Annotated in this window: 12 protein-coding genes; all 12 read left to right on the top strand. The window is 45.1% G+C overall.

The genetic code is table 11. The features are described 5' to 3' along the window. Positions 1-130 precede the first annotated feature (130 nt). The 12 genes from DB398_RS09270 (at position 131) to DB398_RS09215 (ending at position 13,775) form a co-directional block, all read left to right on the top strand. Positions 131-574 (top strand): GNAT family N-acetyltransferase, encoded by a 444-nt coding sequence (locus DB398_RS09270; RefSeq protein ID WP_108424111.1) that lies wholly within the window; start codon positions 131-133, stop codon positions 572-574. A gap of 8 nt (positions 575-582) precedes the next feature. Then, on the top strand, positions 583-780 hold the full coding sequence (gene rpsU, locus DB398_RS09265; protein ID WP_108424110.1) for a 30S ribosomal protein S21: 198 nt from the start codon (positions 583-585) through the stop codon (positions 778-780). A gap of 23 nt (positions 781-803) precedes the next feature. Further along, positions 804-995 carry a hypothetical protein gene (locus DB398_RS09260; protein WP_072877949.1) on the top strand — a complete coding sequence of 64 codons (192 nt, stop codon included), beginning with the start codon at positions 804-806 and terminating at the stop codon, positions 993-995. Between the two features lie 28 nt (positions 996-1,023). Beyond that, positions 1,024-1,830, top strand: a complete 807-nt coding sequence (gene proC / locus DB398_RS09255; protein ID WP_108424109.1) for a pyrroline-5-carboxylate reductase — start codon at positions 1,024-1,026, stop codon at positions 1,828-1,830. 3 nt (positions 1,831-1,833) lie between these two features. Next, the gene (gene proB, locus DB398_RS09250; RefSeq protein WP_108424108.1) at positions 1,834-2,604 is read left to right on the top strand and encodes a glutamate 5-kinase; all 771 of its coding nucleotides are present in this window, start codon (positions 1,834-1,836) and stop codon (positions 2,602-2,604) included. 11 nt (positions 2,605-2,615) lie between these two features. Next, on the top strand, positions 2,616-3,815 hold the full coding sequence (locus DB398_RS09245) for a glutamate-5-semialdehyde dehydrogenase (protein WP_108424107.1): 1,200 nt from the start codon (positions 2,616-2,618) through the stop codon (positions 3,813-3,815). A 164-nt stretch (positions 3,816-3,979) separates the two neighbouring features. Next, positions 3,980-4,309, top strand: coding sequence for a YegP family protein (locus tag DB398_RS09240; protein WP_108424106.1), 330 nt, complete (start codon positions 3,980-3,982; stop codon positions 4,307-4,309). A gap of 665 nt (positions 4,310-4,974) precedes the next feature. Continuing rightward, positions 4,975-7,125, top strand: coding sequence for a DUF5723 family protein (locus DB398_RS09235; protein ID WP_108424105.1), 2,151 nt, complete (start codon positions 4,975-4,977; stop codon positions 7,123-7,125). A gap of 341 nt (positions 7,126-7,466) precedes the next feature. Then, complete coding sequence (locus DB398_RS09230; protein WP_108424104.1) at positions 7,467-11,210, top strand: T9SS type B sorting domain-containing protein; 3,744 nt, start codon at positions 7,467-7,469, stop codon at positions 11,208-11,210. A gap of 13 nt (positions 11,211-11,223) precedes the next feature. After that, positions 11,224-12,174 (top strand): PorP/SprF family type IX secretion system membrane protein, encoded by a 951-nt coding sequence (locus tag DB398_RS09225; protein WP_108424103.1) that lies wholly within the window; start codon positions 11,224-11,226, stop codon positions 12,172-12,174. Between the two features lie 11 nt (positions 12,175-12,185). After that, a complete protein-coding gene (locus DB398_RS09220) occupies positions 12,186-13,199 on the top strand; it encodes a dienelactone hydrolase family protein (protein ID WP_159076381.1) in 1,014 nt (337 codons plus the stop codon). A gap of 189 nt (positions 13,200-13,388) precedes the next feature. Then, positions 13,389-13,775: a hypothetical protein gene (locus DB398_RS09215; protein WP_108424101.1), complete on the top strand. Its 387-nt coding sequence runs from the start codon at positions 13,389-13,391 to the stop codon at positions 13,773-13,775. Positions 13,776-13,825: the final 50 nt, after the last annotated feature.

The following is a 13,825-nucleotide window of genomic DNA, read 5'->3' as shown; positions in this document are numbered from 1 at the left end:
TCGACCGCCCCTAGTTGGGTAATTCACTGATGCATTGTTTTGGGCAATTTGTCCATGGTTTTGCATCCCCATCTCCTATTGCACCTATTAACCTGAAAAACAAAAAAACATCATCGTCCAAGACAAAACCATGGTCATCAAAACCTACGACGCCTTTACACGGCTCTCCACCATGGAAGCCGAAAGGTTTGCCAATTTTCTCTTCCATCACCAAGAAGGTAGAAGGGCTGAAAAGCAGGCCATACGGAAAGCCATCCAGTATTGCACCAAAGACATCCCTGGACTTGGGGGTTACGTGTTCTCCGTGGAGGACAAGAATGAGATCTTGGGTCTGGCCGTGGTGAACAAAACCGGAATGGGGGACTATATCCCCGAAAATTTCCTGGTGTTCTTTGTGGTGCACAAGGAGCATCGGGACAAAGGCATCGAACAGAAATTACTGGGCTATACGCTCCAGTATTGCAAGGGGGACGTTGCCGTCCACATCACCAGTGGGAACCAATGCCCCAACAAACATTTTTTTGAAGAGAACGGGTTCAACGAAACCCATATGGAAATGAGATTAAACAGATAAATCAATATATGCTCAAAATCGAAGTAAAACCTGGAGAAAGTATCGAACGTGCCCTAAAGCGCTATAAGAGAAAATATAGAAACACCAAGCGCTTGGATGAGATCAGGGACCGGCAGGAATACACCAAAAAATCAGTAGAACGAAGAAAAGCAGTAAAAAAGGCCGCATACCGGCAAAAATTCCTGTTAGGTCAGGAGAACATTTAGTCATCAACACTTTTAACAATACAATGAAACTTTCAAGAATCAAAAGGGAAACAAAGTATGAAAAGCGCTACAGCGTTAAAATGGGAGAACTGACCACCCAAGTTACCTATATCAAAAGGTACATCATGGGGCTTCCCATACGCACATTGCACAAATACAGGGAAACCTATTACGGCGAAGTAAAGGACTGTAAGGACTGCAACATTTCCGCATAAAAATCACTAACCCTTTTAACAAAAAACAATGAAAGTATTGGTCATTGGCGCAGGTAACATGGGGCTTACCTATGCCACAGGTATGTCCAGATCCAAGTTGCTGAAGAAACGCAACATCATGGTCTTGGACAAGTCAAAGGAAAAAATGGAAGAAGTGGGCAAAATTGCCCATTTTGATGCCATGGAACGCTTGGAGGACTGCGTGCCCAAAGCAGATATCATCTTCTTGGCCGTAAAGCCCTATCATGCCGAAGAGCTCTTGGGACGCATGAAAGAATTGGTAAACCCGGAACAATTGTTCATCTCTATCATGGCAGGGGTCACCATCAAGTACATCCAAGATGCACTGGGCATCAAAAAAGTGGTCAGGGCCATGCCCAACCTACCAGCACAGGTCGGCAAAGGACTCACCAGTTATGTCTCCGCGGAAGAAGTATCGCGTTTGGAATTATTCATGACGGAAGGTCTTTTGGACACTACGGGAAAATCACTTCGCGTGAAGAGCGAAAAATACATCGATGCCTCCACGGGAATATCCGGGAGCGGGCCCGCTTATGTCTTCTATTTCATGCAAAGCATGATGGAAGCCGCACTGCAAATGGGCTTTTCCGAAAATGTATCCAAAGTGCTGGTGAGCCAGACTTTTACTGGGGCCGTGGAACTGTTCAACCAGTCCAACCTAACGCCCGATTCCTGGATGGAAAGGGTCGCCTCCAAAGGGGGGACCACCCGGGCCGCACTGGACTCCATGCAGGACAACAACGTAAGTGAATTAATCAAGGAAGCCGCATTTGCTGCATTCAACAGGGCAGTGGAACTCGGCGAAGAATATTAAAACATGTACAAAGAACTCGTGGTCATCAAGGTGGGAACCAATGTGATGACCAATAAAGACAATAGAATCGTAAGACCCGTGCTCAACAATCTGGTCCAACAGATTGCAGAGCTGTATGAACGGGACATCATGACCATTTTGGTCTCCTCTGGTTCGGTGATTGCCGGAAAAGAGGTGTTGGGAAAAGCCAAGATAAAGGACAAGACCCAACGTAGACAGGTCTATTCTGCCATAGGGCAGCCCAGAATGATGCGCCATTATTACAACATATTCAGTGACCATGGAATGAAATGTGCACAGGTATTGCCCACAAAACGGGACTTTAATCCGGGTGTGCACCGCGACAATATGATCAATTGTCTCGAAGGGCTCCTCTCCGAAGGTGTGGTGCCCATTGCCAATGAGGACGATGCCGTTTCCGTGGCCATGTCCATGTTTTCGGACAATGATGAATTGGCCACACTGTTGGCACAATTGATGAACGCCGACAGGTTGATCTTGATGACGGACATCGATGGGCTGTACAATGGCCATCCCGAAAAAGAAGACTCCGAGGTCATCAAAAAAGTGGCACCGGAAGAAGACCTGGACAAGTATATCGAAGAAGGCAACAAGGCCGAGGGCGAAGGACGTGGTGGCATGGGTTCCAAACTGAACTATGCACAAATTGCCGCAGCGGCCAACATCCCATCCTACATCGTGAATGGAAAAAGGGACAATGTCATCCTCGACATCATCGAAGGAAAAACAGTGGGAACCGAGGTTTCCCGTTAAAATCACAACTAATGAAATTATTGAACACAACGATAAAGAACAAGGTATTGAGTGATATGGAACGGATCCTGGACAAGGACCGAAGCCTATTGCTGGAAGCCAACAAAAAAGATCTGGATGCTTTTGACCGGGACGACCAAGCCCTTTATGACCGCTTGGTGGTGGACCAAAAAAAAGTAGACCAAATGATCCAAGCTGTCAAGGAAGTCCGCTTGCAGGAAGACCCTGTGAACAAGGAAATTTCCACCAGAAATTTGGACAACGGATTGAAGATCATCAACAAAACGGCCCCTTTCGGCACCATTATGATCATTTATGAATCCAGGCCCGATGTGACCGTTGAGGCCGCCGTACTTGCTTTCAAGGCCAATAATAAAATCTTGCTGAAGGGCGGAAAGGAAGCCTACCACAGTAACAAAGCCTTGGTCCAATTTTGGCATCAGGCCCTTGCGGAAAATGATCTTCCTTCCAATTTTATCCAATTTTTGGAAATGGACCGGACACAGACCCAAGACTTTCTAAGAAATCCCGATCAAGACCTGGACCTCATTGTCCCAAGAGGCGGTGAGCGGCTGATCGCTTTCGTGAAGGAGCATGCCAAATGCGCCGTTCTGGTCAGTGGCCGGGGGAACAATTTCCTCTATGTGCACAAAGATGCCGACTGGAAGAAAAGTTTGGAGGTCATCATCAATGCGAAGACACATAAAATATCGGCCTGTAACGCCTTGGACAAAATTTTGGTGGACACTCGCATCAAAGGCTATGAAGAAAAACTAAAGGAGCTCCAAAAAGTCCTGAAGGAAAAGGGAGTCTCCATTTTGGTGGACAAAAATGTGCAAACCATACTGTCAGATGAAGAATCCATTTCGGATGCATCCGTTTGGGAAGAGGAATTTTTGGCCATGAAATGCGTCATCGGGGCTGTGGACAACCTTGATGGGGCCATAGAAAAAATCAACAGGCATTCAGGGGGTCATTCCGCCTCCATAATGACCCAGGATAACAGCATTGCCCAGACCTTTATGGAAAATGTGGATTGTGCCGCCGTGTACCAAAACGCTTCCACCCGGTTCACGGATGGGGGCCAAATGGGTGTGGGTGCGGAACTGGCTATCAGTACGGATAAGCTGCACCACCGGGGACCCCTTGGGCTGAAACAATTGGTGACCAACAAATACTATGTATTTGGGGACGGACAGGTAAGGATATAGATCTTTACATAAAAAATGGACAAAAGGGAGCTTGGTGTTTTCATCATGTTCCCTTTTTTGATCTTTAAAACCGCCCCAACAATACTTTATTGTCAATTTTCCTTTCAATTATTGGTCATTTTTTAAGAAAATCTCTAGATTTAGTATATCAAAACAGATAAAGTATGGGAAAATTTGAGATCAAAACAGATAAATCTGGTCAGTTCAGGTTTAATTTGAAGGCTGGAAACGGCCAAGTTATCCTTAGCAGTGAGGCATATACCACAAAAGCTGCTTGCGAAAACGGCATAGAGTCGGTAAAAAAGAACTCCCAGGACGACAGTAAGTTCGACAGAAAGACGGCCAAGGATGGCAGTCCTTATTTCAACCTAAAGGCCTCCAACGGGCAGGTCATTGGGGCGAGCGAAATGTATTCCAGTACGGCCGCCATGGAAAATGGCATTGCTTCTGTGAAGAAAAATGCCCCAGGGGCCACAACAGAGGACATATCCTAAGTCGGATTATCTTATTAAAACATAGAACAGCCCTTTGGGCTGTTTTTTTTTGCCCTAACGTTACCTTGAAAAGACACCTTTCCGACCATTTTCAGCATACCCCATATTTACATCCACCAATTCAAAACGGTCATCCGTTGGTTGAAAACGGCCATCCGTTAATTCACCCCCTTCCGAATCAATTTTAGATTTTATGTTTGTCCTGCAATTCTGCGTTAAAGCCAATTGAAAGAGCAAGATCAATTTTTAACGCATGCACATATAGCAATGCACTTTTTTAAGACTGTTGTTGTCATAAAAGTGTTTAGTTTAGTTGAGGTTTCCGTTACGCCAAGGAATTTTTATAATTCCTTGGTTGTAATGGTTTTTTTATTCCACACCATCCCATCCACTTTCACCCTTATTTTTTTATCATATTCAAGAGGAAGATTGCAACCTCTCCATACCATCTTTACATTTCCCCATAGCATCTGCTTTTTTAAAAAACTATAGGAATATTCCTTCATTTTAAAAATCATATAAACTCAAATCCCCCATCCGTCAATTCAAAAGGCACATCCGTTCATTCCTCATTTTTGATGTCACATTTTATATTCTCTTTGGGGTCGATTAACCAAAATACTTGAAATAACCCAGCCCCTAATTGGGCAAAAAAAAAATTAGATATGTTATCAAAAAAAACATTTTTGGGCATGGTGTGCCTCTTATCCGCCTATATGCTCAGTGCGCAATCCTACCAAGGTTTGCTAACGGACAATTACAGTGGTGTGCACGGGGTACTTTCCAACCCGGCCAACATTGCCGATTCAAGACTGCGGACGGATATTAACCTGGCCGGCATCAGTGCCCTGTATGGAAACAATTACATCGGTTTCAATTTTTCCGATGTGTTCAGCGACTACAACTCAACTTTTGAAACGTCCAAAACATTCCCTAGAACGGACAACTTCCTTACGTTCAACATAGACATATTGGGACCTTCCGTCATGCTCAGTATCAATGAAAAGAGCTCTTTGGCCATTTTCACTCGGGGAAGGAGCATTTTCAATGTGGATAATGTGAATGGCAATACTTTGGATAAAGAAGGTGGTTTTGAAGAGACCGAAGACTTTAGCATAGTGGAAGGTGACGTCTCGGGCACATTCAGTGCTTGGGGAGAACTTGGTGCCACCTATGCCCGTGTTTTGTTGAACAAAGAGCAGCATTTCCTCAAGGGAGGTCTTACCGTAAAAATGATGCAGGGCTTGGGCAATGTGTACCTATATGGTTCCGATATCACCCTGGATTATGACTCCAACACCCGGGAGATCACCACTACGGGTCAATTACGCCATGGCTCCACAGGTGAAGTGAATGAACAAGGTAACATCGGAGATGCTTTTGACGATTTTAACGTTGGGTTTGGTCTTGGTGGTGATATTGGGTTTGTATATGAATGGAGACCTGACCATGCCGAATACACCAAAATGAAAAGCGATGGCAGCGCCATTGTAAATAGAGGAGTCAATAAATACAAGTTGAAACTGGGGGTTTCGGTCACAGATATTGGAAAAATAATGAATATCGATGGTAGAGACCGACTGTATGACCTTAATAAAACCCAAAGTATAGACAATTTTGATGGGGATGTCCTTGAAGAGGCCCTATTGGACAATTTTGACTTACTATCGGACACCAAATCCAAAAACTATACTTTACCCACGGCATTACATACCAACTTGGATTGGAGCATTGCTTCCAAATTCTATCTGAACGTCAATGCCGATATTTCGATGACCTCCAAAAACGCAGCAAATGTGGGTCATATCCTGGACCAGTATAGCATTACCCCTCGATATGAAAGTGCATGGTTGTCCATCTATTCCCCAGTTGGCATTCTCAATGGAGTTGGCTTTCAGTGGGGAGCAGGATTTAGGCTGGGCCCACTTTACATGGGTTCGGGATCTATTCTATCATCCTTGATCAGCGACGAAACCAAAGGGCTTGACCTATATGCCGGATTGAAGATCCCTGTCTATCAAAATAAATTGAAAGACAAGGACAAAGATGGTATCGTGAACAAGGAGGACGACTGCCCAGAGGTAGCCGGTCCAGTTGAAAACAAAGGTTGTCCATGGCCAGATACGGATGGAGACGGCATACTTGACAAAGATGACAACTGTCCCGATGTGGCAGGACCAGAGGAAAACAATGGATGCCCATGGCCCGACACGGATGGTGATGGTGTTCTGGACAAAGATGATGATTGTCCGAATACGCCAGGATTGGTGGAACACAAAGGCTGCCCCGATACCGATGGTGATGGCATCATAGACCAAAATGATCGCTGTCCAGAAACTCCAGGAAGCGTTGAGCACAAAGGTTGCCCAGATTCAGACGGTGATACCTTGGCAGATATCGATGACGAATGCCCCACAATCGCTGGCCCTGTAAGCAACAAAGGCTGTCCTGAAGTGACCCAAGAAGTCCAGAAACAATTGAACGATTATGCCAGGACCATTCTTTTCGATACAGGAAAAGCGACCATCAAAACAGAATCCGTATCGGTAATGGTGGACATCATCCAAATCCTGAATGAATATCCCAACTCCAAGTTCACCGTGGAAGGGCATACTGATAGCGTGGGGTCCAACGATAGCAACCAAAAACTATCTGAGGCCAGGGCCAACTCGGTAAGGGATTTCTTGATCAATGAAGGAATAGCAGGCAATAGGCTCACAGCCATTGGTTACGGCGAAGAAAAACCAATAGCTTCCAACGCCACGAGTGCCGGCAAAAAACAAAACAGGAGAGTGGAAATAAATCTCATAAAATAACCATCCTTCCCATATATCACAATCAATGCAAGAACTAGGTTTGGTGTAACTCTCTAGTTCTTTGATAACAGAGATGGTTCGGCCGCCAAGAAAATCTTGGCGGCCTTTTTTTAATCCACACTCCGCTACTTTGTTAAAATAACAAGATAAAACCTACAAAATTTCATTTTTTCAAAATGGGCAAATTCTCGATCCGTTGATCCATTCCCATCATCCGTCAATTGTATCCCATCATAGGTGAATTGGGACACTGAACATCCACGGATAGTCATTTATTTTATACTACCAAATCTATTTTCTCGTCCAGCCCCAACAAGAAAATACCATTAAACCCTGCTATTATGATAAAACTTCTACTTTGCTATTTTTCTATGGGCACGGAAAAGAAATTTTCCTGTGCGCCACCACATCTCCTCTTCAAAAAACTCATGCAGCACTTGACCATAGCATTGGTCATGCTCTTAGGTATGCAAGCAAATGCCCAAGATCTGGACACTTGGTTCACGGCAGATAGGGCCATAAACATAAACCCCGCTCCTGTGGGACAGATTCAATTATTTACCCCCTACCCTCCAGCAAGTGGAACCCCGGTAAGCAGGTGGTATGATTTCATAGATTTTGTACCTCAGGATGCCATACCACATCCAGACCCGGCCAACTATCCAATGCCTTTTCCCGCTGGTTTTGATTACACCTATCCGAACAGTGGTATTTATCCTCAATTTCTGAACCCAGCAGGATCAATTCCTGGTCTTCCCACCTTGGAAAGGAACAGTATGAATTTTAATCCCATTGTCCGGTTTGATGGCAGCGGAAATGGGCAAGCCCTGCATTTTAAACCAGATTCCAGACAAAATGTTACTGTGTTTGTGGTGTTCAGGGCACTAGGAGCTGGAAACACGGCACAGACACAACGACTCCTATTTGGTGGTGATATTGATCAACAACATTGGTCATCCAATTCCAACCAATGGTTGACCAACCTGTCATTGGGTGTTTCTGATGGCAATCGTTTCTCTGTGGGAAGGACATGGTTTGGCGATGGTGGCAATGGTTACTTTCAAAACGGTTCTGTAGACCTTTTGGGCAAACCGGCCATAGGCATGTTCAAAAGACAGGCGCTAGTGGACTCCGAAAACCTTATCACCCATGTGAACGGAATTCCCGATATATCAACAGTAAGGTTTGAAATAAATGCGGACAATGATCTTTATTTTTTTAACAGATTGGGTAAACACTTCAATAGTAATGATGCTAACCGCAACCTTACAGGGGACATCGCCGAAGTGATGCTCTTTGATGGTCCACTACCAGTTCTGGAAACACAGATAGTTGAAAGTTATTTGGCCATCAAATATGGATTGACCCTCTCCAATGGCCCTGGTCTGGGTAGCGAAATTGGAAACAACAACTTCAATTATATCGCTGCCGATGGGACTGTTATATGGCAAGCGGAGAATATATATAAATATGATATAGCAGGGCTAGGTGCAGATAGGGACGAGGACCAAAATGCGCCCATACTCAAACTAAGGTACAATCTGCACCAGCGCATCTCCAAGAGTGAAAACCCAGAGGCTATCGTCACCATGTCAACAAACAATAACTTCAGTACCGACAATTTGGACGATACCAGACCTGAAATAGACAAAAATGGGCTGTTCACGTTCCTGCACAACTTTTTGATATGGGCCAATGATCGTGGAAGCTTAAGTGCCACAAACATGGAATTGCCAATTTCAGGAGACATTACCGAAAGGATTTCCAGGGAATGGCGGGTACAAGCTATCCGTTCTCCAGGTGTAGATGCTATTAGCAATATCAGTGTTCGTATAGACCTTTCAGGTTCAGATATTTTGGACAATGGAGATTGTGGTCTAAAACTACTCATAGACACTGACAAAGATGGAGATTTTACCACAGGTCCCATCACCATGATAGATGCTACAAGCGTGGACATGGCAGGCAATGCCTATTTTGATAATGTCAATTTTGAACATCGGGATGTTTTTACCGTAGGTTTCGGGGATACCGAGCCACCTACTGCATCAAACCCCCTTGACATCACTATATGCGATACACCACCTCCAGCAGACCCGTTGGTCGTGACGGACGAGGCAGATAACTGTGCTATAGCATCTGTTATCTTACAATCGGAAGCAACCGATGGAAATACAAATCCAGAAACGATAACCCGAACCTATAGGATTACGGATACCTCAGGTAATTTTATCGATGTAACCCAAACCAACTATGTATACCTCTCTCCGGATGTTGATGATATTGTAGACCAGGTTGTTTGCGATTCATATACACTACCTGCTATCACTGGAAACAACTTGACCGGCAACGAAGCCTATTACTCAGGCAGCGGGAGCACTGGAACACAATTCTCCCCAGGTGACAATATTACGGTATCTGGAACCTACTATATCTATGATGAGACAGGCACCACTCCCAATTGTTTTGATGAAGAAAGTTTCATCGTCACAGTGAACACTACTCCAGTGGCTCCAGCAGCAAACAATCAAATATTTTGTAGTACTGATAACCCTACGGGAGCTGACCTTGTTCCCGCCATTTCAGCTACAATAACATGGTATAGTGACGCAGGGCTTACCTCCATTGTGGCACCCGCTGATCCGCTCATATCGCAGAATTATTATGTTACTCAAACTATAAACAGCTGTGAAGGGTTGGCAACTATAATAGTCGTAACCGTCACGGACCAGCCCGACGCGGGGACCAACGGCGCGACAACCATATGTGAAGGCGACCTGCTCAACGATGCGGACCTTTTCGCTCTGCTCGGGGGAACCCCTGAGCCAGGGGGGACCTGGAGCCCTGCGTTCAACGGCGCGGGAGTGTACACCTATACCGTAACGGCAACGGCCCCCTGCACCAACGACGCAACGGCAACCGTCACCGTCTCCGAACAACAACAACCCGACGCGGGGACCAACGGCGCGACAACCATATGTGAAGGCGACCTGCTCAACGATGCGGACCTTTTCGCTCTGCTCGGGGGAACCCCTGAGCCAGGGGGGACCTGGAGCCCTGCGTTCAACGGCGCGGGAGTGTACACCTATACCGTAACGGCAACGGCCCCCTGCACCAACGACGCAACGGCAACCGTCACCGTCTCCGAACAACAACAACCCGACGCGGGGACCAACGGCGCGACAACCATATGTGAAGGCGACCTGCTCAACGATGCGGACCTTTTCGCTCTGCTCGGGGGAACCCCTGAGCCAGGGGGGACCTGGAGCCCTGCGTTCAACGGCGCGGGAGTGTACACCTATACCGTAACGGCAAATGGAAGTTGTCTCTCTTCATCCACTTCGCAGGTAACTGTAATCGAGGAAAACTTGGGAGCATCGGTAGAACCTGTGTATTTGTGCGACGGCAACAACCTTCCTTCAAATTCGATTGAGGTGTCATTTGTTGACCCAGAAGCAAACAATGATCTGATGTATGCCCTTGACTCTTCAGACCCTAATGATTTTATACTGTCCCCAGATTTCACGAACATAAGTGCCGGGGAACACCGTCTGTTTATCATGCGAAGTAATGGTTGTGTTTTTGAATATCCATTCACCATTGATGATATAGAACCGTTGGAACTTGAACTACTCAATAATCACGTGAATGGAATAACCGCGAATGTCACTGGTGGCTCTGGTCCTTACACCTATTATTTTGACAATCAGAATGGGACATCATCCAACACCTATACCATCAACCGAAATGGCACTTTCATGGTCACCGTGGTTGATGACAATGGTTGTGAGGTCACAGCAAGTATCTCCATGAACTTTGTGGATATCTCCATCCCTGACTTTTTTACCCCAAACAATGATGGCAAAAATGATTTTTGGGGACCAAAAAATACCGAGGCATTTCCAAATATCCAGACATTCATCTTTGATAGATATGGCAGAAAAATCCAAATTCTTGGCCAATTCGATGTATGGAAAGGATACTATGATTCCAAACCCCTGCCATCTGGTGACTACTGGTACATTGTAAAATTAAATGATGAATCTGGACGTGAGTTTGTTGGACATTTCACACTGTTCAGATAAAAATAGATGATACATGAAGAAAGCTATTGTTCTTTTAATGTGGATGAATGTGTGCCTGATGAATGCACAAGAACTGACCATTCCACAGTTGTCCCAATACCTGTCCGATAACCCTTTTTTGATGTCCCCGACCTATGCCGGTATTGGGAACTACGTCAAAGTACGGATGAACGGATTAACACAGTGGGTGGGTATCAAGGACGCTCCTGATACCCAGTCACTATCCGCCGATGTCAGACTTGGAAATAGGTCTGGAATTGGAATGGTCCTGTACAATGATGCCAATGGGGAGACCAAACAGCGCGGGGGCAAGGTTTCATTTGCACACCATTTGACCTTTGACAAGTATGAAGAAAGCTACTTCTCATTTGCGCTGTCCTTCAACCTGAACCAGTTTCGGATAGATATTGAGAATTTTGACCCAGAAGCAAATGGTGATCCCATCGTAACCAATGATCGGGCCTCCAGCAATCCCAATTTTGACCTGGGTACCTTGTACCGTAGAGGTGAGTTTTATGTCAGTCTTAATGTCTCTAATATCCTGAACAAGGATTTTAGGAAGTTTAACCCTGTCTTTGAGCCAAACAGATTACGGAATTACTACGTCTATTCCGGGTATAGTTTTAGAAAGAACAGAAGGGACGACTTTGAAGTGGAACCATCTGTTTTCTTCCAATATTTTGAAAATGATGGCAGATCGGTAACAGATGTGAACACCAAGTTCAAATGGTTTGATTTTGAAGACTATTACTACGCCGGTTTTACCTACAGGTTCCTGAACGATCAATTGGGTTCCCCTTTGTATGTAGCCCCTATCATGGGGCTAAAAAAGGGGGATTTCTACTTTGGATATTCCTACCAAGTCATCATGAATGAAATATTGGGCTATTCCAAAGGAACCCATGTGGTCACCTTGGGATTGGACCTTTTCCAAGGTATTTCGAATTGCACATGCACTTATTAAAAAGAGAAACTATGAAAACAATTTCCAAATCATTGCACAAAATCAACCTACTCCTTGCTTGTGGACTTTTATTCCTCTCCTATTCCTGTAGTGAAGACAAGGACTTCCTAGATCTGGTGGAAATAGACGAGATTGTTATCCCCAAGGGCACAAAGGATACCATTGTACATGTTGTTCTGGACCACGTGAAGGTTCCTGTATACCTTTCCATTCCCCAGGAATGTGGCAACTCCCCTTCCCTACCGGCAGTGGTGGTGCTACATGGATCGGATGGAATGTGGACCAACCACGACCCAAATACGGGAACCATGTCCGGACAGTTCAATGAATGGCGCGAACTGTTTGATGAGCATTGCATTATCGGCGCTTTTGTGGACAGTTATTCCGGGCGCGGGGTTTTAACACGGACAGGAAAATGGACCACGGCCCCCGATAATTTTAAGATAAGCTCACAATTTGTGCGCCCGCGTGATGCCAATGCAGCCTTAAAATTGCTCCAAAAACTAAAAAACAGCACTGGAAGGAACTTCGTTCGCCCCTCAGACATAGGTATTCTAGGGTTTTCGGATGGTGCCACTGCCGTTGCCTCCACATTATACGACACCGGTGCAACTCCAAATGATTGGGCTTGGACACAAACTTTCAATGGAAAGAAATATGACGAATCCTCTGGAGTTCTGGCTCCTGAACCAAGACCAAATATCGGCTTTGCAGCTGGAGTGTTTTACTATGGAGGCTCCGGAGGGTATGATTATTGGGGTTCCGCCATATGTGGCCCCAACGCCATGGGAGGTAACATCTATAGGGTATATGCTCCAATGCTGTACCATGTTGCCGGAACAGATGAGTTGACCGAAAATACATTGTGCATGTTCAACATTCTCAAGCAAAAAGGGGATTCCGTGGAACTCAACCTATATGAAGGAGCCGGACATGGATTCGATTTTGATGACAGTAATCAAAGTGCTTTGGCACGGGAAAGAACCATGACTTGGTTCAAGGAAAAACTGCATATGGAAAAATAAGTTTTTAGAACCATATCGACCTCTATAAACATGGCTCCTCAGGAGCGCATCATACCCTGAACACCAATACCCCATTCCCACTTTTGTCCCGGGAGGTTAACAGGAAACCAATTTTCATCCTCAAAAGCATTGAACCAAAAAACCCGGAAACGGGCCCAAATCAGAACACCTAAATAAAATTAATCGACGATGAAAGGAAATTTTCTTGAAAAATGGATTTTGGATCTTGTAAAATCTGAATATGAATATGGAAAGATCCCCAAACAGGCCACTTACAAACTTAGGGAAAGGATGGATGACTTCATAGAGGTCACCATAGAATGGATGGACCCTGAGAACAACAGTCACAAGATTGTTTATCATGCTAGATCGTATGGCAAAATGAAAGCGGACGAAAGTCTTGAAATTATGAAGGACCCCATTTTTGAGCTCGAAAACTACTATACCCTGGAAATCCACACCTATATCAACCATATCAAAAGGAATTATAGTACCCGGAAAATTGCAAACTATGATGTGATGGCGGTGATAGGCCAATTGGAAAACGTGAATGGAGGAAAAAAGACAAAGGCCTAAATGTTCCATTACCGATCAAAGTGAACCGATTTTTGGTCATTCAAGACCAA

Origin of the sequence: Flagellimonas amoyensis, assembly GCF_003058265.1 — a bacterium.
GTDB classification, from domain to species: Bacteria; Bacteroidota; Bacteroidia; order Flavobacteriales; family Flavobacteriaceae; genus Flagellimonas; species Flagellimonas amoyensis.
The sequence above is the reverse complement of the archived record's forward strand: the minus strand, read 5'-3'. Positions and strand labels throughout refer to the sequence as shown.

Coding starts and splice junctions, on each gene's coding strand:
- DB398_RS09270 (WP_108424111.1), top strand. CDS start 131: ATGGTCATCAAAACCTACGACGCCTTTACACGGCTCTCCACCATGGAA.
- rpsU (WP_108424110.1), top strand. CDS start 583: ATGCTCAAAATCGAAGTAAAACCTGGAGAAAGTATCGAACGTGCCCTA.
- DB398_RS09260 (WP_072877949.1), top strand. CDS start 804: ATGAAACTTTCAAGAATCAAAAGGGAAACAAAGTATGAAAAGCGCTAC.
- proC (WP_108424109.1), top strand. CDS start 1,024: ATGAAAGTATTGGTCATTGGCGCAGGTAACATGGGGCTTACCTATGCC.
- proB (WP_108424108.1), top strand. CDS start 1,834: ATGTACAAAGAACTCGTGGTCATCAAGGTGGGAACCAATGTGATGACC.
- DB398_RS09245 (WP_108424107.1), top strand. CDS start 2,616: ATGAAATTATTGAACACAACGATAAAGAACAAGGTATTGAGTGATATG.
- DB398_RS09240 (WP_108424106.1), top strand. CDS start 3,980: ATGGGAAAATTTGAGATCAAAACAGATAAATCTGGTCAGTTCAGGTTT.
- DB398_RS09235 (WP_108424105.1), top strand. CDS start 4,975: ATGTTATCAAAAAAAACATTTTTGGGCATGGTGTGCCTCTTATCCGCC.
- DB398_RS09230 (WP_108424104.1), top strand. CDS start 7,467: ATGATAAAACTTCTACTTTGCTATTTTTCTATGGGCACGGAAAAGAAA.
- DB398_RS09225 (WP_108424103.1), top strand. CDS start 11,224: ATGAAGAAAGCTATTGTTCTTTTAATGTGGATGAATGTGTGCCTGATG.
- DB398_RS09220 (WP_159076381.1), top strand. CDS start 12,186: ATGAAAACAATTTCCAAATCATTGCACAAAATCAACCTACTCCTTGCT.
- DB398_RS09215 (WP_108424101.1), top strand. CDS start 13,389: ATGAAAGGAAATTTTCTTGAAAAATGGATTTTGGATCTTGTAAAATCT.